20 protein-coding genes are annotated in these 21,074 nt (G+C 49.6%); 5 read left to right on the top strand and 15 right to left on the bottom strand.

Translation table 11 applies throughout. The features are described from left to right. Nucleotides 1-27 precede the first annotated feature (27 nt). The 4 genes from V1224_05830 to V1224_05815 form a co-directional block, all read right to left on the bottom strand. Entirely contained in the window at nt 28-1,503 is a 1,476-nt protein-coding gene (locus V1224_05830) for an ATP-binding protein (GenBank protein ID WWR16953.1), read from the bottom strand. A 12-nt stretch (nt 1,504-1,515) separates the two neighbouring features. After that, nucleotides 1,516-2,205 carry a response regulator transcription factor gene (locus V1224_05825; protein WWR16952.1) on the bottom strand — a complete coding sequence of 230 codons (690 nt, stop codon included), beginning with the start codon at nt 2,203-2,205 and terminating at the stop codon, nt 1,516-1,518. An 81-nt stretch (nt 2,206-2,286) separates the two neighbouring features. Beyond that, nucleotides 2,287-3,096 (bottom strand): helix-hairpin-helix domain-containing protein, encoded by an 810-nt coding sequence (locus tag V1224_05820; protein WWR16951.1) that lies wholly within the window; start codon nt 3,094-3,096, stop codon nt 2,287-2,289. A gap of 158 nt (nt 3,097-3,254) precedes the next feature. Continuing rightward, nucleotides 3,255-3,686 carry a DMT family transporter gene (locus tag V1224_05815; GenBank protein ID WWR16950.1) on the bottom strand — a complete coding sequence of 144 codons (432 nt, stop codon included), beginning with the start codon at nt 3,684-3,686 and terminating at the stop codon, nt 3,255-3,257. A gap of 192 nt (nt 3,687-3,878) precedes the next feature. On the opposite strand from V1224_05815, the gene V1224_05810 reads away from it, so the two are divergent. Together V1224_05810 and V1224_05805 are read left to right on the top strand one after the other, a co-directional pair. Next, nucleotides 3,879-5,345 (top strand): cache domain-containing protein, encoded by a 1,467-nt coding sequence (locus V1224_05810; GenBank protein WWR16949.1) that lies wholly within the window; start codon nt 3,879-3,881, stop codon nt 5,343-5,345. Continuing rightward, complete coding sequence (locus V1224_05805) at nt 5,338-5,904, top strand: methyl-accepting chemotaxis protein (GenBank protein ID WWR16948.1); 567 nt, start codon at nt 5,338-5,340, stop codon at nt 5,902-5,904. The genes V1224_05810 and V1224_05805 overlap by 8 nt, the downstream gene beginning before the upstream one ends. 11 nt (nt 5,905-5,915) lie before the next feature. Here V1224_05805 and V1224_05800 read toward each other — a convergent pair whose 3' ends face one another. The 7 genes from V1224_05800 to argC all read right to left on the bottom strand — a co-directional run bounded on the left by V1224_05800 (nt 5,916) and on the right by argC (nt 14,029). After that, a complete protein-coding gene (locus tag V1224_05800) occupies nt 5,916-7,193 on the bottom strand; it encodes an extracellular solute-binding protein (GenBank protein WWR16947.1) in 1,278 nt (425 codons plus the stop codon). Nucleotides 7,194-7,214: 21 nt separating this feature from the next. Continuing rightward, a complete protein-coding gene (locus tag V1224_05795) occupies nt 7,215-8,408 on the bottom strand; it encodes an aspartate aminotransferase family protein (protein WWR16946.1) in 1,194 nt (397 codons plus the stop codon). After that, the gene (gene argB / locus V1224_05790; GenBank protein ID WWR16945.1) at nt 8,405-9,298 is read right to left on the bottom strand and encodes an acetylglutamate kinase; all 894 of its coding nucleotides are present in this window, start codon (nt 9,296-9,298) and stop codon (nt 8,405-8,407) included. Before argB ends, V1224_05795 begins: the two co-directional genes overlap by 4 nt. Nucleotides 9,299-9,399: 101 nt before the next feature. Continuing rightward, on the bottom strand, nt 9,400-10,623 hold the full coding sequence (gene argJ, locus V1224_05785; GenBank protein WWR16944.1) for a bifunctional ornithine acetyltransferase/N-acetylglutamate synthase: 1,224 nt from the start codon (nt 10,621-10,623) through the stop codon (nt 9,400-9,402). A 39-nt stretch (nt 10,624-10,662) separates the two neighbouring features. Continuing rightward, nucleotides 10,663-11,106: a GNAT family N-acetyltransferase gene (locus V1224_05780; protein WWR16943.1), complete on the bottom strand. Its 444-nt coding sequence runs from the start codon at nt 11,104-11,106 to the stop codon at nt 10,663-10,665. 1 nt (nt 11,107) lies between these two features. Continuing rightward, nucleotides 11,108-12,922, bottom strand: a complete 1,815-nt coding sequence (locus V1224_05775) for a polysaccharide biosynthesis protein (protein ID WWR16942.1) — start codon at nt 12,920-12,922, stop codon at nt 11,108-11,110. A gap of 51 nt (nt 12,923-12,973) precedes the next feature. Further along, a complete protein-coding gene (gene argC, locus V1224_05770; protein ID WWR16941.1) occupies nt 12,974-14,029 on the bottom strand; it encodes an N-acetyl-gamma-glutamyl-phosphate reductase in 1,056 nt (351 codons plus the stop codon). 278 nt (nt 14,030-14,307) lie between these two features. Here argC and V1224_05765 point away from each other — a divergent pair, with 278 nt between their 5' ends. Next, the gene (locus V1224_05765) at nt 14,308-15,531 is read left to right on the top strand and encodes an argininosuccinate synthase (GenBank protein WWR16940.1); all 1,224 of its coding nucleotides are present in this window, start codon (nt 14,308-14,310) and stop codon (nt 15,529-15,531) included. A gap of 32 nt (nt 15,532-15,563) precedes the next feature. Further along, nucleotides 15,564-15,863 carry a DUF1294 domain-containing protein gene (locus tag V1224_05760; protein ID WWR16939.1) on the top strand — a complete coding sequence of 100 codons (300 nt, stop codon included), beginning with the start codon at nt 15,564-15,566 and terminating at the stop codon, nt 15,861-15,863. Between the two features lie 249 nt (nt 15,864-16,112). On the opposite strand, the gene V1224_05755 is transcribed toward V1224_05760, so the two are convergent. Continuing rightward, on the bottom strand, nt 16,113-16,973 hold the full coding sequence (locus V1224_05755) for a DegV family protein (protein WWR16938.1): 861 nt from the start codon (nt 16,971-16,973) through the stop codon (nt 16,113-16,115). 162 nt (nt 16,974-17,135) lie between these two features. Between V1224_05755 and V1224_05750 the strand changes: the two genes are divergently transcribed. Beyond that, a complete protein-coding gene (locus V1224_05750; GenBank protein ID WWR16937.1) occupies nt 17,136-17,642 on the top strand; it encodes a DUF5721 family protein in 507 nt (168 codons plus the stop codon). Nucleotides 17,643-17,749: 107 nt separating this feature from the next. Here the strand turns inward: V1224_05750 and fba are convergent, their stop codons facing one another. The 3 genes from fba to gdhA form a co-directional block, all read right to left on the bottom strand. Continuing rightward, nucleotides 17,750-18,685: a class II fructose-1,6-bisphosphate aldolase gene (gene fba / locus V1224_05745; protein ID WWR16936.1), complete on the bottom strand. Its 936-nt coding sequence runs from the start codon at nt 18,683-18,685 to the stop codon at nt 17,750-17,752. Nucleotides 18,686-18,773: 88 nt separating this feature from the next. Continuing rightward, nucleotides 18,774-19,364, bottom strand: coding sequence for an NUDIX hydrolase (locus tag V1224_05740; protein WWR16935.1), 591 nt, complete (start codon nt 19,362-19,364; stop codon nt 18,774-18,776). A gap of 301 nt (nt 19,365-19,665) precedes the next feature. Further along, complete coding sequence (gene gdhA, locus V1224_05735) at nt 19,666-21,000, bottom strand: NADP-specific glutamate dehydrogenase (protein WWR16934.1); 1,335 nt, start codon at nt 20,998-21,000, stop codon at nt 19,666-19,668. Nucleotides 21,001-21,074 lie beyond the last annotated feature (74 nt).

Genomic DNA, 21,074 nt, shown 5'->3' with positions numbered 1-21,074 from the left:
GCACAGAATCTTTCTCCACCACTATACTTATACAAGATAGATCAGCGGGATTTTCACGGTGAAAGTTGTTCCCACTTCTTCCTCACTGACCACTTTGATAGAACCCCTGTGTATCAGAACAGCGCTTCTCGTAATGGCAAGCCCCAGGCCGGTCCCGCCGATTTCCCTCGAATGCGACTTGTCCACACGGTAAAATCTTTCGTATATATGTTCCTGTGCCTCCTGCGGAATGCCCATCCCCGAATCCGCCACTTCTACCGTAAAGAACTGGTGATCGGCATCCAGCGTCACCTTGACCCAGCCTTCCGGCCTGTTATATTTGACGGCATTCTCCACCAGATTGGACAATGCCAGCGTCAGTTTCACTTCATCCACCTCGGCAACGACGGGACGGATACTTTCATAGATGATCTCCACTTCTTTTTTCCTGGCGATCGGGCGAAGCCTTTTTAAAATCAGTTCCAGCAGATTGTTAATGTCAACGGAGTCAATGTTAATGTCCGCCGCCTTTTTATCCATCTTTACAAGTGAGAGCAGATCGCTGATGATCTTATTTTCCCGCTCAATCTCATTGGCAATATCTGCCATAAACTCCTGATATAACTCTACAGGGGCATCTTCCTGCATCATCAGCGAATCCGCCAGCACCTTCATTGACGTCAGCGGCGTTTTCAGTTCATGAGACACGTTCGCCACAAACTCCTGCCGGGAATCATCCAGAACCTTCATCCTGCCGAGAAGCTGATTAAAGGCGTCGACAATATGCTCGGTCTCCACATAGTCATTGACAGCGATCTGTTCGTCAGTAAAACCGGCCTTTACTTCGTTGATTGCCTGCGTGACTCGTTCAAAAGGCTTTGTCAGCAGGCTGGACAACACCAGAGCGATCGCAACCACAAAAACCAAAGCGATGATCTCCACGATCAGAGCCCTTCTGTTTAAAATCTCCATCGTCGTCGTAATCGTATCCGTGGAAACACTTGTGAGAAGTACTCCTTCCGCCATCGTCTCTTTCTCGTCCTGCGCAGAATCCGCAGATACCTTCGCAGTGTCAAGAATTGGAGTCGTGATCTCAATATAACCGTTTTTTCTGTCATAGTTGGTCGCGTTACTGCCCTTGAAGCACTTTATGACTTCCTCGGAGATCACTGTCTTCCCTTCACTCAATCCATATGTGTCTTTAATCACTTTGAAATTCTGGTCGATGACGAGCACACGCCCGTCGTACAGATTGGAGAGCTGATCCAGCTCCGTATTCACGATCTCCGAAGATGTATCATGCAGATAGCCATATGTGATCAGATGATTTGCCAATATCCGGAATTGGTTCTGTACCTCTGCGATCTTCACATTGATCGCCCTGTCCTCGTAATTTTGTAAAACCGCATACCGCATCCATACACTCGGCACGATGCCTGCCAGTAAAATAATCAAAAACAGACGTGCTTTTAAACTTCTGAGAATCTTCACTTTGCCAAGGTATTCTTTCCATTTCGCAAACATCAAAAAACTCCGCTAATGCTTAAAATAGTAACCTACGCCCCACTTCGTATGGACGTATTTGGGTTCGCTGGGATTGGTCTCGATCTTCTCCCGCAGTCTCCGGATATGAACGTCCACCGTGCGCACATCTCCGGGATAATCAGCGCCCCATACGAGCTTGAGCAGGCTTTCTCTGCTGTACACCTTATTTTGATTCATGCTGAGCAGCTCCAGCACCTCGAACTCTCTGGCTGTCAGATTGATCTCTTTTCCGGCGATCGTCACTCTCCGGTTCTCGCGGTCGATCCGCATCTCCCCGTATTCCACAGCCCTTGTCTCGTTCTCCGTTGTCTTCCTCGGCGCCGTACGGCGGATGATCGCCTTGATCCTTGCTTTCACTTCCAGTATGTTAAAAGGTTTGGTAATATAATCGTCCGCACCGTATTCCAGCCCCAGTATTTTATCCATGTCCTCCCCTTTGGCAGTCAGCATCACGACCGGTACATTGGAAAATTCCCGGATCTGCTGACATACTTCCAGTCCTGTCAACTTAGGCAGCATAATATCCAGCAGTATAATATCATACGTATTCTGTTTTGCCTTCTCCAGCGCTTCCTCTCCGTCATAGGCACAATCCACTTCCATACCATCCTGCTCCAGGCTGAAACGAACCCCTTTTACGATCAGTTTTTCGTCGTCTACGACCAACACCTTTTTCGCCATTTCTGTTTACTCCTGCTCTGCTGTTTCCTTTATGATTCTATTGATTCAGGGCTGCGAGTCCCTGCTTATCGTCTGGTTTGTCTAATCTACCGAGATCTGTTCTCTGATTTTATCATAGCCGCTCTGTTTGATGCCAGCCACTTTCATAATATCTTCCGGGCGTATAAAATTGCCGTGTTCCCCGCGGTAGGCGATAATTGCCTGTGCCTTGGCCTTACCGATGCCTGTCAACGTGCACAGCTGCTCTTCGCCAGCCGTATTGATATTGACCAAACCATCTTCTCTCTGCATCTGTGCACGGCTGTCCCCTTCCTGCTCCGGATACCCGCCGCCAGCAGGATATACAAGGCCATCATTTCCTGCTCCGGCGCTGCCCGCAGCCTCTTTCTCTTTGGCCTCCTCCACAGTCGGAATCCAGATCTTCAGCCCGTCCACCACTCTCAGCGCCTGATTGACATATTTCTCACAGGCCTCCTCCGCAAATCCTCCGGCTCTCTCAATGACGGCATAGATCCGTTCATCCTGTTCCATCCGGTAAACTCCCGGCTTCCTGACCGCCCCGCATATATACACATAGCAATCGTGTTTTTCTGACATTTCTGTCATATTGTAAGAGCCGGACGGCGATCGCCCCAGACTCTGATCCGTTGCATCCTCTTCCAGTTGTGCATTCTGGTCTGATGCGGAAATGCTGCCACTGACATCTTCTGCCTCCTGACCATTTCCTTCCGGCAGTTTCCCCTGCCCCGAGGCCTCATCCGCCCCAGCCAGGAAGATTTCGTCCAGTCCGTCTGCTCCCTCCGCTCTTCTGGTACAGCCGCATAAAAATAAAACCGCACAAATACAGAAAAACACTGTCCCATACACGGAAATCTTTCTCTTATTTTTCATATTTTCAGCTCCTTCTCTCTGTCAGGAGCCTTTTCGCCGACTGCTATTATTGTATAAAAAAAGCCCTGCAAATGCAAGGCTTAGTTTGTTACACTTTTCTTAATTTTATTTCCGTTCAGGCTGCACTGATACATATCAAGTACCGTTAACGTCCAGGCTCACTCCCACTTAAATAAAATGACGCCGACAATCGCCACTACCATACCTGCCACTTTTCTCATGGCCAGCGGCTGTCTCTCCACGCCAAAGAGACCGAATAACTCGATCAGATATGCCACAAGCAGCTGAGAGATAACGATCAGCATGACCGCTTTTGCCGGTCCAAGCATGTCCATACTTTTGATAACCGTATACGTGATAAAAGCGCCGATCGCCCCACCGAGCAGCATATACTTAGGCTTAACCTGAAAAACGCTCATCAGTGAACTTCTGTCGGTAGCCGCCCACGCCGCCAGACAGACAAGCAGCGCCGTAAACTGTACGAAAGCGCTGGCAATCCATATCGTAGACGCTTTCGTGACCTGCGTATTAAACACCCCCTGAACGCTCATCAGAGCGCCGGAAACAAGTGCGATGATCCATCCAAACATATAGCCTGATCCCCTTTTTCCATATATTATGGACAACCAATCTTCTTTTCATTCATCTGTTGCATTATCGCGATAACTCTATCGACATAGTATAAAATATATGTTAAAATAAATTAGTTAGGCTGACAGGCGGTTTCATCCCGCTGATAAAACGATTTATCCCCTAGATTAACTGTTTTTCGGAGGACTGTCATGAAATTTCTTGCAAACAAAAAACTGGCTACACGTATCGGTATCATCACCACAACAATCACCCTGGCGGGAATGCTGCTGCTCTGGATCACAGTATCCACCAACGCCGCTTCCGTAGTCAAAAGCGATATTACCAACCAGATGACCGATGCTGTAGAATCGAGAGCCGCTATTATCAATGCGTATGTTGCTTCCGTAGAAGAATATGTAACCGCTTTTGCTCTGGGCGACGAGGTGCACGAGCTACTGTTACATCCAGACGATCCCGCGCTATTGGCTGAGGCCCAGCAATACACCGAGGAATTCGCCTCTGTCAAAAATGTATTTGAAGGGTTATATATTGCTACGCCTGATACCCATGTCCTGACACATACCTCTCCGGAAGCAATCGGGATTACAACAAGAACGGGAGAATCTCTGGAAATGTTTCAGGATACGATTCTGGCAAAAGAAGAGCTGACAAATCTGGGAATCATGAAATCACCCGGCACCGGCAGCATGATTCTCTCCATGTATTTTCCGATTTTTGACGGACAGACATGTATCGGCTATGTAGGAGCCGGTGTCTACGCCAGTCACCTGACAGACGCATTGCTGAACTTAAGTATCGAAGGATTACCCAGGAGTGAATATGTCTTCCTCGATGTGGATACCGGCGTATATCTGTATCATTACGACGAATCACTGCTGAATACCGAGACTGCCGATGCCGGATACCTCGAAATCATTGAACGAATCCAGGCAGACGGAAACACGGATGCAAATACTTACTCCTACCGGGATGAAAATGGCGTGAAGCAGCTGGTCGTCTACAAATATCTGAGTGACCGGGGCTGGGTCTTTATGGTGCGCAACGACTCCTCAGAAGTCTATGGCACTGTTCTGAAAGTACGCCTTCTCGTCGGTGCCCTCTGCGCCATTGTCGCGGCCGCCATCATTGTGATCACTCTCATGATCCTGCATCGCGAGGGGAAAGAACTCATGACCGTGGAATATGCCATAGGCCGGCTGGGAGACCTGAATCTTACCGTTGACCGGGACTTGGAGATCTTTTATGACAGAACAGATGAGATCGGGATGATCTCGCAGACAACCCATCGCGTCTGCGCCCGGCTGCGTAAGACCATCGACGACGTCGGACGAATCCTGGGCGAAATTGCCGCCGGAAACCTGACCGTAGACGTTACTAAAAATGAGTCCTATTATATTGGAGATTTCAAGGCCCTGTCCGAGAGCTTAAAATCCATCCACGTCAATCTGATGAACATGATCCGCGATATTTCTCAGGTGGCAAATCAGGTTGACACAAGTGCGGATCAGGTGGCTACCGGTGCTCAGTCTCTCTTAAAAAGGGACGACGGAGCAGGCTGCCTCTCTCGAAGGGCTTGTATCCAATATCACAGCGATCACCTCACAGATCAGAACAAACACCGCACGCTGCGGCGACGCCACCGAACTGGTGGATAAGGCCACCGGCTACACAATCGAAGCCGGTGAAAAAATGGACCAACTGATAACAGCTACCCAAAATATTGACCAGTCTTCCGCGCAGATCGTTACTGTTACCAAGACGATCGAAGATATTGCCTACCGCACCAATATTCTGGCGCTGAACGCCTCCATTGAAGCGGCACGTGTCGGTGAATTGGGAAAAGGGTTTTCCGTCGTTGCAGAATCGGTGCGTGAGCTGGCTGCCAAATCAACGGAAGCGGCCCAAAACACGACCGATCTTGTCAGCCATTCCATTGAAGATGTAAAGGCAGGAACAGAATCCACCAATCTCGCCGTCTCCGCAATGAAAGTCATCAACGACTGTATCCAGACGATCAAAACATTGATGGATGAGATCTCAACAGCCAGCAACCAGCAGTCTGAAATGATCATCCTCGTGGAAAACGGCATTAAGGAAATCTCCAATGTTGTTCAATCAAATTCTGCCGCTGCAATAGAAAGTGCTACCGTCTCCAAAGAGCTGTCTGACCAGGCACGGACGTTGAACGACCTGCTCAGCCAGTTCCGTATCTGACAGACATGGAGCTATCCCATCTGCCTCCGTATCTGCTCCGCCAATGCCGAGAGCAGTGGTTCCACTTCCTCACCATTCCAGATGCGGGAGAAACAGATCTCCAGCTGAACCCACAGATTGCTCGTACCGAGCATCTTCGGCATGGAGATCGAGCTCTCGTATTCGTCCATAAAAGCGTTTATACTTTTGTTTTCATAGGAAATGCCATACCGGGAAGCGATCTTTCCGGTATTTTCATATAATTCGTCCGCCTTTTCTTTTGTCAGATAAGCCGCAAATTCATTGGCTGCCTCCGCCTTCTCCGAAAAACCGTTGACGACGACGGCATTTGTCACAGACAGACTTCTGCCTTTGAGATCTGTCCGCAAATCCGGCATTTTGGCAATGCCATACTCGTAAGCAAACGCCCCCTCCGCCCTGGCCTCCTCCAGACGGGCGACCGCATCGGACGTCGCCACTGTCATTACGATTTTCCCTTCTATGAAGTCCTGAAGCACCGTATCATACGTAACTTCCTCCGTATCAATGGAAAAGAACTGATTCAGATTCTGATAGACCTGCAGACATTCTCTCGTCCTCGCATTATCAATATCGATCTGCGACGGGTCGTCTCCCGCCTCACCGCCAGCCACCATATAATTACCAATAAAATAATAATTATAAAATATATCGGACACATTCCACTTGAATACCGCCTCCACCTGTTCCGGCGCATCGTACTCATCCGCAAAAGCGAGAATGTCATCGATCGTCACCGGCACCTCTTTTTCCGACTCCTGCATGTATGTCTTATTATAGAGAAGGGCGCTTGTCTCATAGTAGAACGGATAGGCTACATATTTTCCCCCATATGTGACCGCATCCAACGCCGTCTGCGGAAACGTATCGGTATTGCAGATCCGTCCCTCGTCCCGTGTCTGTGTCGCCAGCCCCGCCAGATACGCCTTTTCCAGACTGTCATTGCTGATAATATACAGATCAGGCATCTGCGGCGTCTCATCCCCGGGGTGTACGGACGCATCATTGATCTCTTCCAGATATTCCAGACCTGTATGCAGCACAGGAATGACATGGACTCCTTTTTCATTGTAATATGAAGCTGACACATTTGTCAGAAAATCGGTCAGCGCATCATCTGCATACCAGAAATACAGCGTATCTCCGGAAGCAAAGGTCGTGGCCGCAGATTCTTCCTCCATCGAAGCGGGGATCACCCTGGCTGCAACCGCGGCCCCCGCCAGAAGAACGACGACAAGAAGCAATGAAAGCAGTTTCTTTTTTCCGTGCATGTATCTCTCCTCTATCCGTTTCTATACTGTTTCTGCCAGACACTCATCCAATATTCTCACCATCTCATCCACATGCTCCTCCGTGATGATGAGCGGGGGAACGAAACGAAGAATTGATGTTCCCGCATTGATCAGAATCAGTCCCTTTTCCATCGCTCTGGTGATTATATCCCCGACGGCGCCTCTGCACACAAGCCCCTGCATCAGACCGCTGCCCCTACGTGTCTCAATAAAATCATAGTTCCCGGCCAGCTCATCCAGCTTCTTTTCCAGATAAGGGGTTATCTGCCGCACATGCTCTGTGATCCGGTTTTCTTCCATGAGGTCGATCATCTTGCAGACTGCCGCCGCCGCAAAGGGGTTGCCTCCGTAAGTCGTCCCATGATCCCCGGCCTCCAGAGAACCGGCGCCGGCCTTTTCCGTCAGCAAAAAGGCGCCCACCGGCACTCCGCCGCCCAATCCTTTTGCCGTCGTCATAATGTCCGGCCTGATCCCGAATTTCTGCCATGCAAAGTAGTACCCGGTCCGTCCCATACCACACTGAATCTCGTCAAAAATAAGCAAAATATCTCTCTCATCGCACAGACTGCGCAGTTCTCTCAAAAACGCCTCCTGTGCCGGATAAATACCGCCCTCCCCCTGCACCGTCTCCAACAGAATCGCACAGGTTCTGTCATTGATCTGCGCTTTCACACTCTCGATGTCATTCATGTCCGCAAAGTGGATATTGCCGATCATTGGCGCAAAAGCTTCCCGGTACTTCGGATTACCTGTCACAGAGAGCGCTCCCATCGTCCGCCCGTGAAAGGAATGGTTCATGGCAATGATCTCATGATCGGTCCTGCCGTCTTTGCGATACGCATATTTTCTGGCGGCCTTGATCGCTCCCTCCACTGCCTCCGCGCCGCTGTTCGTGAAAAAGACGCGATCCATACCAGAGATTGTTTTCAGCTTTTTCGCAGCCTCAATGGCCGGCACATTGTAATAATAGTTGGATGTATGCAGAATCCGGTCGATCTGCGCCTTCAGTGCGTCGTCATAGTCTTTATAATGATAGCCAAGCGCGAACACGGCGATCCCGGCCACGAAATCCAGATATTTCTTTCCTTCCGTGTCATACAGCCAGACACCCTCGCCTCTGTCCAGTACGACCTGATAGCGGTTGTACGTGTGAAGCAGCGCAGACTCCGCCTCCGCGATATACGATTTCATCATATTGGTTCGCCCTCCTCATCCGAAATGATTGCTGTGCCGATTCCCTGATTGGTAAAGATTTCCAGCAGCAGACAATGTGCGATGCGCCCGTCGAGAATATGCACTCTGCCAACTCCGTTCCTGATCGCAGAGATACAGTTACCCAGCTTGGGCAGCATCCCGCCGCCGATAAAGCCCTCGTCCAGCAGCCCCTGCGCATGGGAGGCCGTCAGTCTGGAGATGAACGAAGATTTATCGTTGATGTCTCTGTACAGCCCTTCGATGTCCGTGAGGAATGCCAGTTTCTCTGCCTTCACCGCTTTGGCCACGGCACAGGCTGCATCATCAGCGTTGATATTATATGTCTGAAAGTTGTCATCCAAACCGACCGGCGCCACAATTGGCAGGAAGTCCTTTTCCAGCAGATCAAACAGAATCTTGGGATTGACAGCTGTCACTTCCCCTACATAGCCGATGTCCTGTCCGTCCGCATAGCGCTTTCTGACTGTGAGCAGGCCGCCGTCCTTGCCGCTGACGCCAACCGCCTTTACGCCGAGCTCCTGCACCATTGTCACCAGATTCTTGTTCACCCTCGACAATACCATTTCCGCAATTTCCATTGTCTCATCATCGGTAACACGCAGCCCATTGACAAACTCGGCCTCTTTGCCGACCTTTCCGACCCAGCGGCTGATCTCCTTGCCGCCGCCGTGTACGATGATCGGTTTAAAACCAACCAGCTTCAGGAGTGTTACATCCTTGATCACATTTTTTTGCAGTTCCGTATTGCTCATGGCGCTCCCGCCATATTTTACCACAATGATCTTGCGGTTGAATTTCTGTATATAAGGCAGCGCTTCGATTAATACCTCTGCCTTTTGCAGCACTTGTTTCATTTCCTCTTCCTGCATGTCTGCGTTCCTCCCCGTCTCTTTTCTCTATTCACGCGGCTTCACCCGTTCCGGTCTTCACATATTCTCATTCAATGCGCTCTCCATCCTCCTGTCACCGGTCAGGAGCGGTAATCGGCATTAATCTTCACATAATCATAAGTCAGATCACAGCCCCAGGCACAGGCCGTGGCCTCTCCCATTCGCATATCCACGACAACTGTCACTTCCGGTTCCGAAAGAATCGCTGCCGCTTCCTCCTCACTGTAATCGGCAGCCTGTCCGTTTTCATAGATCAGAATGGTTCCCGATTTGCCGGTAAAATAAAGCGCGATCTTCTCCGGATCAAATGCTGCCCCGGAATACCCGAGCGCACACAAAATCCTTCCCCAGTTGGCATCGTGCCCGAAAATAGCCGCCTTCGTCAGGCTCGAGCAAATGACTGATTTGGCGAGTATCTTCGCATCTTCCTTCGTCGCCGCATGGATGACTTTCGTCTCAAATAAAGCGGTGGCGCCTTCGCCGTCACCCGCCATCTTCTTCGCCAGTGTCTCATCGATCACATGAAGCGCCTCACAAAAGAGCGCATAATCCGCTCCCTTTTCACAAATACATGGATTTCCTGCCTGACCGTTCGCCAGTACGAGCAGCGTATCGTTGGTAGACGTATCCCCATCAACCGAAATCATGTTAAACGTATCCTGTACGTCCGTGCGCAGCGCCTCCTGTAGCAGCTCTTTGTCGATGCAGGCATCCGTCGTGATAAACCCAAGCATCGTACACATATTTGGATGAATCATACCGGACCCTTTACACATCCCGCCGATCGTCACCGTTTTGCCTCCCAGCTCAATCGTCACCGCCACCTGCTTCGCCTCGGTATCGGTCGTCATAATGGCATGGGCCGCATCATCCCCCGACTCCGTCGTATCCGCCATCTGCTCCGCCAGAAGCCGTATGCCCGCGGTGATCCTGTCCATCGGCAGCTGCATCCCAATCACGCCGGTGGAGGCCACCAGCACACTGTCCTCTTCGATATGCAGCGCCTGCGCAGCCGTCTGCGCCGTCTCCCGGCAGTAATCATAGCCCTGCTTTCCCGTACAAGCGTTGGCAATGCCCGCATTGACAATGACTGCCCGTACCTGCCGTCCCCCGGTTATGATCTCCCGGTCCCAGACGACCGGCGCCGCCTTTACGAGATTGCTTGTAAATACCCCTGCTGCCGTACATGGCGTCTCACTGTATATAACTGCCATATCCTTCCGATTCTGATATTTGACGCCAGCCGCCACACCGGCCGCCTGAAATCCCTTGGCCGCGGTAACACCGCCTCTGATCCGTTCCATTTTCTTCTCCCCTCTTGATAACCTTTTACAGCCGTAACCCTACTGGTTAAATGCCACGATATTCTCTCTGTTCAGCACAAAGTCATAATAATTCAGGTCTTCGCGCTTCGTCCATCCGATCCGTTTCCAGAAGGCATTGCCTCCGTCATTGGCCGTGAAGGCAATGAGCGAGACTTTACTGATCTTTTCCCGCTTCAGAGCCTCCATGGCGAAGACAACCATCGCCGTACCAATGCCGCGTCTGCGGTAAGCCGACGACACACATACATGATACAGACAGCCCCGTCTCCCGTCGTGGCCGCAGAGAATTGCCCCTACGACAGCCCCATCCTCACACGCCACCACACTTGTATGAGGATTTCTCAGCAAAAACCGCTCCACCCCCTCCCGGGAGTCGTCCACGCTGCGCATGGCAAATCCTTTTACTGTCATCCAAAGCGCATATACCTGATCGTAATCTTCTATCTTCATTTCCCGTACCATGTCATTTCCTCGTCTTCCCGGTCTTTCCGGAAGCCTTTCCCGTCGTCTTTTTTCTGGCGCCGGTACGTTTTTCCGCTGTTCTTTTTTCAGTCCGTTCTCTGTCCGCGCGCGTATTTCCCGTACGGGCTTTCGCCGTCTGCTTCTTTCCCGCCTTTTTCACCGGCGCCGCTTTCGTATACTCCGGGTCACGGAGCAGATAACATTTCCTGCCGAATGCCACAAGCAGATGTCCCTTCGGCAGACGCCGCAGATCCGCTTCCTCCACCCCGCCAAGCGCCATCACCGTCACAAAGTAGACGACACCCGCTACAGGAAGCGCCGCGGCCAGCGCCGCGACATTGATCGGCAGCAGATGATAGACTCCTTCATATACGCCATATGCTACAAGCCCCATCAATATGGCCGCCAGAAATGGCTTGAAAAACGTCTTGGTAAATTCCTGTTTATATTTCAAGGCTCTTCTGGCCGCCATCTGATTTAAAATACACATCAGCAGCGAATATACAATCATCGCCACAGACAGGGCATACAGATTAGCATCCGTATAGATGAGCAGGGCGACAAGCACCGTTGTCTGTATGACGAGAGACACCGCCGCATTGATAACCGGAAGATTGACCTTTCCCACAGCCTGCAGCACACCGTTTGTGATGGTTGACAGGCAGTAAAAAACTACTGTAATGCTGATCGAAGCAAGCAAAAGCGCCGCCTGCTCCAGGGATGCCTTCTGCGGAAACAAAAGCTCTGTGATCGGTCTCGCCAGCACGGCAAGCCCCACCGAAGAGGGAATGGCAATCAGCATTGTCGTGCGCACGGCCTCGGCGATCTTTGTCTTTACCTGCCGTCTGTCCCCAACCGCATGGGAAGAAGAGATCGCCGGTATGACCGCCGATGACATCGCGGAGGCAAGCGCGATCGGTATGTTGGAGATTACCACTGCCTTACCTGCGAAAATACCATACATTGTAGCGATCTCCGCCTCGGCCATCTGCTTCGTCCCGGCCATCACTCTCATGTATATGGTCTGGTTCAGCGAAGTGCTGAAATTATAGATAAAAGTGCTCAGTATGATCGGTGTAACCATGCCAATCATCACTTTAAACACTTCCCCATAAGAATCCTCTTTGCCCCCGGCGTCTCTCCTGACCATGCGGAGGATCGGTTTACGGTTGAGAAAATATACGCCGGTCATAAAGAGCAGCGCCACCAGCACTCCCATTCCCGTACCCACAGCGCTGCCTGCTGCGCCGTACACCGCTCTCGTCGTATCGGAGGCTTTTTCCGCCATTGAGATAAACCACAGCGCCGCGCCGATGCTGGCCGCCGCGTTGAGAATCTGTTCCAGGATCTGTGAGACGGAAGTCGGCATCATCGTGCCATATGCCTGACAATACCCCCGGAGCACACCGAGAAGTCCTGAGAGAAAAATCGTCGGTGCAAACACACGCAGTACGACGGCAGAATTTTCCGGCACGAGAAATCCCGCGCAAAAGAATGTAAACAGACTGGCCGCGCCCCCTGCCGTGATCACATACAGGAGCGCGCACCGGAATACTTTATTGGCATTTTTATACTGCTTGAGGGCGAGTTTCCCGGCGATCACTTTGGAAATCGCGGAAGGGATACTGTACGAAGACACAAGCAGGATGATCACATAAAAATTATAGGCAGAGCTGTAATACCCGTTGCCTTCATCCCCGATAATGCCTGTCAGCGGACTGCGGTATAATACGCCGATAATCCTGCAAAGGATACCTGCCGCAGCCAGAACTCCCGCCTGCATGATAAACGCATCTTTTCTTTTTTTTGTTGCCATACTATATTCCTATCTGTAAAAAATTCCTTATGGATTGGAGTGTCAGAACCTTTATGGGAAAACCGGCACCATCATCAGCCCTTCCGTCTCCGGGAGCCCGAACAAAAGATTCATATTCTGGACTGCCTGCCCGGCTGCGCCCTTCCCCAAATTGTCGAGCGCTCCCATCATCACCACCCGGCCGGTCCTCTCATCGATCTTCACATTCACGTCCACATAATTGCTCCCCTCCACCCATCTCGTCTCGGGACATACGTTTTCCGGAAGCACTCTGATAAAAGATTCCTTTCCATAACAGGATTCATAAGCTGCCCGCACCTGTTCACCGGAAGGGAGACTGCCGTCCGCCGCTTTCACAAGAGAGGCATACGCCGTCACAAGAATCCCCCTGTTCATCGGCACGAGATGCGGCGTAAAGCTCACCGTGACCGCTCTGCCCGCCGCATAGCCAAGCTGTTCCTCAATCTCCGGCGTATGCCGATGAGTCGCCACCCCATAGGCTTTGCTGTTTTCATTGACCTCACAGTACAGATTGGCCGTCTTCGCTCCTCTGCCCGCACCGGAGACGCCGCTCTTGGCGTCAATGATGAGCGTATCCGGATCGATCAGTCCCGCCTTTACGAGCGGATATGCTGTCAAAATGGAACAGGTCGTATAGCAGCCCGGATTGGCCACCAGTCTGGCCTGCTTCACATCCTCTCTGTTTATCTCGCACAGTCCATAGACCGCTTCCGGCAGATACTGCGGAGACTTGTGCTCAATGCCATACCACTTCTCATAGACTGCAACGTCTTTGATCCTGTAATCCGCACTCAAGTCTATGATCTTTGTCCTCGATAATATTTCATCCTTTAAAATAGAAGCGAGATACCCCTGCGGTGTCGCAGTAAAGATCACATCCGCCTGCTCTGCCAGTTCCTCCAGCCTGTCATCCAGACAGCTCTCTTCCACAATCTGAAAGAAATTTCTGTATATATCCGCATATTGCCGGTCGATATAGCTCTTTGAGCCATACCAGACGATCTCTGTTTCCCTATGTGCCGCCAGAATGCGCACCAGTTCCGCGCCTGCGTATCCGGTCGCACCGATGATCCCTGCTTTTATCATAATAGTCCCTTTCCGGTAAAATTTTTCCTGTTTTCTCTGCTTTCTATAATATAAACTAATAATCTCCCCCTGTCAATCTGCATAATAATACATTTATAACGAATAATATACATTAATTTCCGGCAAAATTATGAATATTTAATTAATATTTTATAAAAAATTGCATATTTTTGCACTTGCATTCTGATCTCAAATGATGTATATTAGGTGCATGGCGCATATCCATGCACCGATAAATCATACACAGGAAAACATTCTATTTGAGGAGGCAGCAATATATGAAAGAGAAAGTGGTTTTAGCCTATTCCGGCGGTCTGGATACGACTGCAATCATTCCCTGGCTAAAAGAAAATTTTGATTATGAAGTCATCTGCGTCTGCGTCGACTGCGGACAGGGTGAAGAACTGGACGGTCTGGAAGAAAGAGCAAAGTTCTGCGGCGCAGAGAAATTATATATCGAAAATGTCATTGACGAATTTTGCGATGAATATGTCGTACCCTGTGTGCAGGGACATGCCGTATATGAGAACAAATATCTGCTCGGCACTTCGATGGCAAGACCTGTGATCGCGAAAAAGCTGGTGGAAATCGCCAGAAAAGAAGGTGCGGCAGCTATCTGCCACGGCGCGACCGGAAAGGGCAACGATCAGATCCGGTTTGAACTCGCTATCAAGGCACTGGCTCCCGATCTGAAGATTATTGCCGCATGGAGAAATGACAAATGGACGCTTGATTCCCGGGAAAGTGAGATCGCTTACTGCAAAGCTCACGGTATTGATCTGCCCTTCTCCGCAGATTCCAGCTACAGCCGTGACCGCAACCTCTGGCATATCAGCCACGAAGGGCTGGAACTGGAAGATCCGGGAAATGAACCTGACTTTCAGCATTTACTCGTGCTTGGAACAACTCCCGAAAACGCACCGGAAGAAGGCGAATATGTGACGATGACCTTTGAACAGGGAATTCCTGTTTCCGTAAACGGCCAGAAAATGAAAGTGTCCGACATCATCCGTACGCTCAACGCCCTCGGTGGAAAACATGGCATCGGTATCGTGGACATCGTAGAGAACCGTGTTGTCGGCATGAAATCCCGCGGCGTCTATGAGACACCGGGTGGAACGATATTGTATGAGGCACATCAGCAGCTCGAAGAACTGATTCTCGATCGGGATACGCTGCGTGAGAAGGAAGAGATGGGTAATAAGCTGGCGCAGATCGTATACGAAGGAAAATGGTTCACTCCGCTTCGTGAAGCGGCACAGGCTTTTATCACTTCCACCCAGAAGTATGTGACCGGCGAAGTAAAGTTCAAACTGTATAAGGGAAATATCATCAAAGCCGGTACGACTTCCCCTTACTCTCTCTACAATGAGAGCATCGCTTCCTTTACGACCGGCGATCTGTACGATCATCATGACGCGGAGGGCTTTATCAACTTATTCGGTCTCTCCTGCAAAGTGCGCGCCATGAAAATGCAGGAAGCAGAGAACGAACAAAAATAAAAGGAAAGATAAGATCCGGAAACGGGGGGGGAATGAATATGGATGTGATCCTGACGATCGTTGGATATTTCGTCGTGTTAAATATCATCGGATTTGCCCTGATGGGAATTGATAAATGGAAAGCCAAAAAAGGGGCTTTCCGCATTCCCGAAGCCACGCTCTTTATCATCGCCGTCATCGGCGGCAGTGTCGGCTCCATACTGGGCATGTATACGTTCCGTCATAAGACAAGACACTGGTATTTTGTCTACGGAATGCCCGCGATCCTTCTTTTGCAGCTGGCAGTCGTATTTTTTCTGACCCGCTCCTCTCTCACGTTCCAGATCATGTAGAGAAAAATTTCAGAGACAGTTTCCTGCTCACCAGACGGCAGGCGCTGTCTCTGATTGTATGATATTGTGTTTTATTCTGTCAGGTTTTCACCAAACTCAGACCAACATAAAATCAGAGAATACAGGTCTATGCCTGGATGGGCTGGACCTGTTGTCTGAGTCCGGGTGAAGAGACATTCGAACAATGAAAGCCGCTCATCGAAGAAGCGTATGAACATGCAAAAGAAAAATATCGGAAACGGCTGAAAGTCACGCCGTGATAATCACGCCACCGTCATTGGCATACATCGTACTGACTCCGGCAGTCTCCAGAATCAGAATCTCCCCTTCACAGCCTTTGGCGCGCAGCATCTCTTCCACATAAACCGCCCGCTGCGGGCAGTTGCAATAGGTGATAATGACGCGTCTTTTTTTCAGTTCCGGGATTTCCTTCCCCATATAATCTACGATCTTTACCAGTGCCTTACGGACGCCGATCGCCTGACTTTTCTGAATGATTACGCCGCCGATCGCCGACATGACAGGTTTGATATTCAATGTCTGTGCCACTATGGATTTGACCGCAGAAAGCCGGCCATTTTTGCGCAGCGTCTCCAGGTTATCCAGCACGAAATACGTCCTCATCTCGTCTCTGTATGCTAACAAACGCTGTGTAATCTGTGAAAAGGGAAGCCCTGCCTCTTCCAGTTCCATGGCCAGCAGCCCGATTTGCGTCTGTCCACAGCTCGCGGAGTGTGAATCGATCACACAGATGTCTTTGTCCCCATGTTTTTCCAGATACAACTGTTTCCCAAGCTCCGCGCTGTTATAACTGCCGCTCAGATGAGAGGACAGTGTCACGATATATACGCGGTCAGCCTGTGTCTCACAAGCCTCCATATACCGCTGCGGCGAAGGGCAGGAAGACTTTGGGCATTCCGGACACTGGGCTACCTGCCACAAAAATTCCTTCTGGTCAAACTGTTCATCGTCCATAACCTGATAGTCTCCGACCATAAGGCTCAATGGCACCCTCTCAAATCTGCTGTCATTTTGAAACTGCTTCGGCAGTTCTCCGCAGCTGTCCAGTACTATTTTATAACTCATCATTTCCTCCGCATTGCAATCCATGTGCGTAGTATTTCCGAATTTCTTACATTTTATGTCGCATCATGTAGTTTTTATTACTACATTATCTTAGCATGATATATCTTATGTGTAAAGCAATTTTCCCTATTTCCTTACGGACCATTTTCATTTATACTGTATTTATTGACAAAAAAGGAGTCTGATATGATCGCGTGTAAAATTACGGAACTGAAAACCTTTATGAGCCGACTGCTGGCAACGGACTGTTTTGATATTTTTCTCTTAGAACAGGCTGTCATCACCACCTACAATACCTTTACGATCGACGGTCACCTGCAACGAGACTTTTATACGACAGAAGAATGGGAGGAGCCTTCTCTGCGCCCTTATCTCCTTACCTGCTGGTCGGAGATCCGTCCGCTCTTTTTTTCCCTTATCCGCGGAAAAAAGACACCAGTGCGCATGAAATTCGTTCTCCAGCTAAAACCGGAACTGATGCAAAAACTGCTCACAGACAGTGAAACCACCATTGCTGATCACTTCGTCAAGGCATTTGTTCTCACAATACGATATGAGGACGGCAGCATGACCTGTACGACGGGTGTTGCGCTCTCCTCCTTTCTGCCGGACAAAACTCCGGACAGATTGTGGGACGAATCCTTCCGACGATTTTTGAAAAATAAAGAGATTGACTATGAACCAATGGTGTGAAATCGGCGTTGATTCCTGAGATAATAAAAAATAGAGAAAAAGACCTCCGTGTCTTTCTCTCTATCTTTTCTTTTATAGCAATTATCAAAAAAACGCTGTCAATTATCTCATGCTTTTCCGTTGCTTCCAAGTACTTCCGTAATCTTATGAGCAACAACATCTTTTACATACTGACGGCCCACTTTGAGATACTCTCTCGGGTCGAATTTGGAAGGATCATTCCACATAACTTCTCTGATACCTGCTGTCATGGCAAGACGCAGATCGGAGTCAATATTGATCTTGCATACTGCAGAACGAGCAGCTTCACGCAACATATCTTCCGGAATACCGATTGCATCCGCAAGGTTTCCGCCGTTTGCCTGAATGATCTTAACATAATCCTGAGATACGGAAGACGCCCCATGAAGAACGATCGGGAAGTTCGGAAGACGTTTGGAAACTTCTTCCAGAATGTCAAAACGAAGCTGCGGCTTCTGGCCCGGTTTGAATTTGAAAGCGCCATGACTTGTACCGATGGCGATCGCAAGGGAATCAACACCTGTGCGGCTCACGAATTCTTCTACTTCTTCCGGCTGTGTATACTGTGCATCGTCAGCTTTTACATTGACATCATCCTCAATGCCTGCAAGTTTGCCAAGCTCTGCCTCTACAACAACACCTCTCTCATGTGCATACTCTACGACTTTCTTTGTGATTTCGATATTCTCGTCAAAAGAATATTTGGAAGCATCGATCATTACGGAAGTAAATCCACCGTCGATACAGGATTTGCAGATTTCGAAATCTCCACCGTGATCAAGATGAAGAGCGATCGGAATGTCGTTCAATGACAGCGCTGCCTCTACCAGTTTTACCAGATATTCGTGCTGAGCATATTTTCTGGCTCCTGCAGAAACCTGAAGAATGATGGGAGATTTTAACTCTCCTGCTGCCTCTGTGATACCCTGTACGATTTCCATGTTGTTCACATTAAAAGCGCCGATTGCATAATGTCCATCGTATGCTTTTTTGAACATTTCTTTCGTTGTTACCAATGCCATTTTTCGTACCTTCCTTTCGATTATATTAAATTTTTAAGGATTCAACTCTCATTCATTATTGTAAACTTTTTCCGGCATTTTGTCCATATCAAACTGTTATATTTTTCTTTTGTCCGGCCACCGTCCACTCCGCCAGTTTCCGGTTCAGTTTCCGGTAAATCCGTTCCCGAAACCACGGTTCTGAGGACGCTTCCACCGCGTCCTCCAGCGTAAACCAGCCGACTCCGCTGTTCTCATCCGGTTTCGTCGATGTCCGCTCATTTTCATCTGCTTCCAGTAAATACGTCACATTCAAATGCAGATGTGACGGCACATAGATGCCATTTTTCTCATGTCCATCGACCGTCAGTATTTCCAGCGAAAAAATATCTGACATCAGGGGCGTCACATCACCGATGCCGCTCTCTTCCTTCACCTCTTTGACTGCCACCGAGAGCAGATCTCGTTCTCCGTCCGCATGACCGCCGAGCCACGACCAGGAATCATAAATATTATGATACACCATTAATACCCTGTCTCTGGCATAGTTCACCACCCAGGCGGAAGCCGTCATATGCGCCGCCTTGTTTTCCCGCAGAAAAATGTCTTCCTTGCGCAGCTGCAAGAGTAGTTCTTCTCTGTCTTTTTCCTCCTGTTCATTCCATGGTATGTACCTTTGTACCTGTCTGATCAAATCCATTGTTTCACCTTCGTTTTCTGTTTTGCACATGTATTTTTGAAGCTGCCACTTTACGACTTTTACATCGTTAGACGGCAGCTCAGATGCTTCCAGTCCTATTATAATGTGCCTGATGGACAATATCAATATTTCTGTCTGTTTGCCACTACATCATCAAATGGTTAGACAGCGGCAGTTGACCGGTAACCAGCCTGTGGAATTAAGCCCTTCCACCCAAAACAGCGTAAATGAAAAGCCCCATAAACACCGGGTTTACAGGACTTGTCAATGTTATATTTTATATTATATGAGAGACCGACCGTCAGACAATCCCCTGCGCCGTCATGGCATCGGCAACTTTGAGGAATCCGGCGATATTGGCGCCGGCCACATAATTGCCTTCCATTCCATATTTCTTAGCAGCCGCATCGAGATTGTGGAAGATATTGACCATGATATTCTTCAGTTTTCCGTCCACTTCCTCAAAGGTCCAGCTCAGACGCTCGCTGTTCTGGCTCATCTCCAGAGCAGAGGTGGCAACGCCGCCCGCGTTTGCAGCCTTTCCAGGCGCAAAGAGAACGCCCTGTTCCTGTAAATATTCGGTCGCTTCCATCGTCGTTGGCATATTGGCGCCCTCCGCAACCGCGATACAGCCATTTGCCACAAGCAGTTTCGCATCTTCCAGATGAAGCTCATTCTGTGTTGCACACGGAAGCGCTACGTCACATTTGATGCTCCATACGCCTCTGCCTTCGTGATACTCTGCCCCTGGTCTTGCCTTAGCGTATTCCGTCAGTCTTGCACGTTTTACTTCTTTGACTTCTTTCAGCAGGTCCACATCGATACCATCCTTATCGTAAACCCACCCTGTAGAATCGGACACGGTCACGACTTTTGCCCCGAGCTGCTGCGCCTTCTGTGTCGCATAGATTGCCACGTTGCCGGAACCGGAGATGACTACTGTCTTGCCTTTGATGTCATGTCCGTTGCACTTGAGCATCTCTTCCGTCAGATAGAGAAGCCCATAGCCGGTCGCCTCTGTTCTGGCGAGCGATCCACCATAAGACAGACCTTTGCCTGTGAGTACGCCTTCGTACACGCCGCGGATCCTCTTATACTGTCCGAACAGGTAGCCTATCTCTCTCGCACCGGTCCCGATGTCGCCGGCAGGCACGTCCGTATCCGCGCCTATGTATTTGCACAGCTCTGTCATAAAGCTCTGGCAGAACGCCATCACTTCCCGGTCGGATTTTCCTTTCGGATCAAAATCAGAACCGCCCTTACCGCCGCCGATCGGCAGCCCGGTCAGAGAATTTTTGAAAATCTGTTCAAATCCAAGGAACTTGATAATGCCCAGGTTTACGGAAGGATGCAGGCGCAGGCCGCCCTTGTAGGGACCGATGGCGCTGTTAAACTGTACGCGGAACGCATTGTTCACATGAACCTGTCCTTTATCGTCTACCCACGGCACGCGGAACAAGAGCTGTCTCTCCGGTGTCACCAGTCTCTCCAACAACGCATCTTTTCTGTATGCCTCTTCATTTGCCTCGATCACAACGCGAAGAGATTCCAGGACTTCCTTGACTGCCTGATGAAATTCCGGCTGCGCGGGATTTTTCTCAACTACCAGGTCGATCACTTCATCAACATATGACATTATATTGTCCTCCTTTATTATTGTATACACGTATAATTATTTAAGCTCAAGTAGTATTATATAACGCGTATCTC

Source organism: Lachnospiraceae bacterium JLR.KK008 (assembly GCA_037015955.1).
GTDB lineage: Bacteria > Bacillota > Clostridia > Lachnospirales > Lachnospiraceae > VSOB01.
The sequence above is the reverse complement of the archived record's forward strand: the minus strand, read 5'-3'. Positions and strand labels throughout refer to the sequence as shown.

Coding starts and splice junctions, on each gene's coding strand:
- V1224_05830 (WWR16953.1), bottom strand. CDS start 1,503: ATGTTTGCGAAATGGAAAGAATACCTTGGCAAAGTGAAGATTCTCAGA.
- V1224_05825 (WWR16952.1), bottom strand. CDS start 2,205: ATGGCGAAAAAGGTGTTGGTCGTAGACGACGAAAAACTGATCGTAAAA.
- V1224_05820 (WWR16951.1), bottom strand. CDS start 3,096: ATGAAAAATAAGAGAAAGATTTCCGTGTATGGGACAGTGTTTTTCTGT.
- V1224_05815 (WWR16950.1), bottom strand. CDS start 3,686: ATGTTTGGATGGATCATCGCACTTGTTTCCGGCGCTCTGATGAGCGTT.
- V1224_05810 (WWR16949.1), top strand. CDS start 3,879: ATGAAATTTCTTGCAAACAAAAAACTGGCTACACGTATCGGTATCATC.
- V1224_05800 (WWR16947.1), bottom strand. CDS start 7,193: ATGCACGGAAAAAAGAAACTGCTTTCATTGCTTCTTGTCGTCGTTCTT.
- V1224_05795 (WWR16946.1), bottom strand. CDS start 8,408: ATGATGAAATCGTATATCGCGGAGGCGGAGTCTGCGCTGCTTCACACG.
- argB (WWR16945.1), bottom strand. CDS start 9,298: ATGCAGGAAGAGGAAATGAAACAAGTGCTGCAAAAGGCAGAGGTATTA.
- argJ (WWR16944.1), bottom strand. CDS start 10,623: ATGGAACGGATCAGAGGCGGTGTTACCGCGGCCAAGGGATTTCAGGCG.
- V1224_05780 (WWR16943.1), bottom strand. CDS start 11,106: ATGGTACGGGAAATGAAGATAGAAGATTACGATCAGGTATATGCGCTT.
- V1224_05775 (WWR16942.1), bottom strand. CDS start 12,922: ATGGCAACAAAAAAAAGAAAAGATGCGTTTATCATGCAGGCGGGAGTT.
- argC (WWR16941.1), bottom strand. CDS start 14,029: ATGATAAAAGCAGGGATCATCGGTGCGACCGGATACGCAGGCGCGGAA.
- V1224_05765 (WWR16940.1), top strand. CDS start 14,308: ATGAAAGAGAAAGTGGTTTTAGCCTATTCCGGCGGTCTGGATACGACT.
- V1224_05760 (WWR16939.1), top strand. CDS start 15,564: ATGAATATGGATGTGATCCTGACGATCGTTGGATATTTCGTCGTGTTA.
- V1224_05755 (WWR16938.1), bottom strand. CDS start 16,973: ATGGATTGCAATGCGGAGGAAATGATGAGTTATAAAATAGTACTGGAC.
- V1224_05750 (WWR16937.1), top strand. CDS start 17,136: ATGATCGCGTGTAAAATTACGGAACTGAAAACCTTTATGAGCCGACTG.
- fba (WWR16936.1), bottom strand. CDS start 18,685: ATGGCATTGGTAACAACGAAAGAAATGTTCAAAAAAGCATACGATGGA.
- V1224_05740 (WWR16935.1), bottom strand. CDS start 19,364: ATGGATTTGATCAGACAGGTACAAAGGTACATACCATGGAATGAACAG.
- gdhA (WWR16934.1), bottom strand. CDS start 21,000: ATGTCATATGTTGATGAAGTGATCGACCTGGTAGTTGAGAAAAATCCC.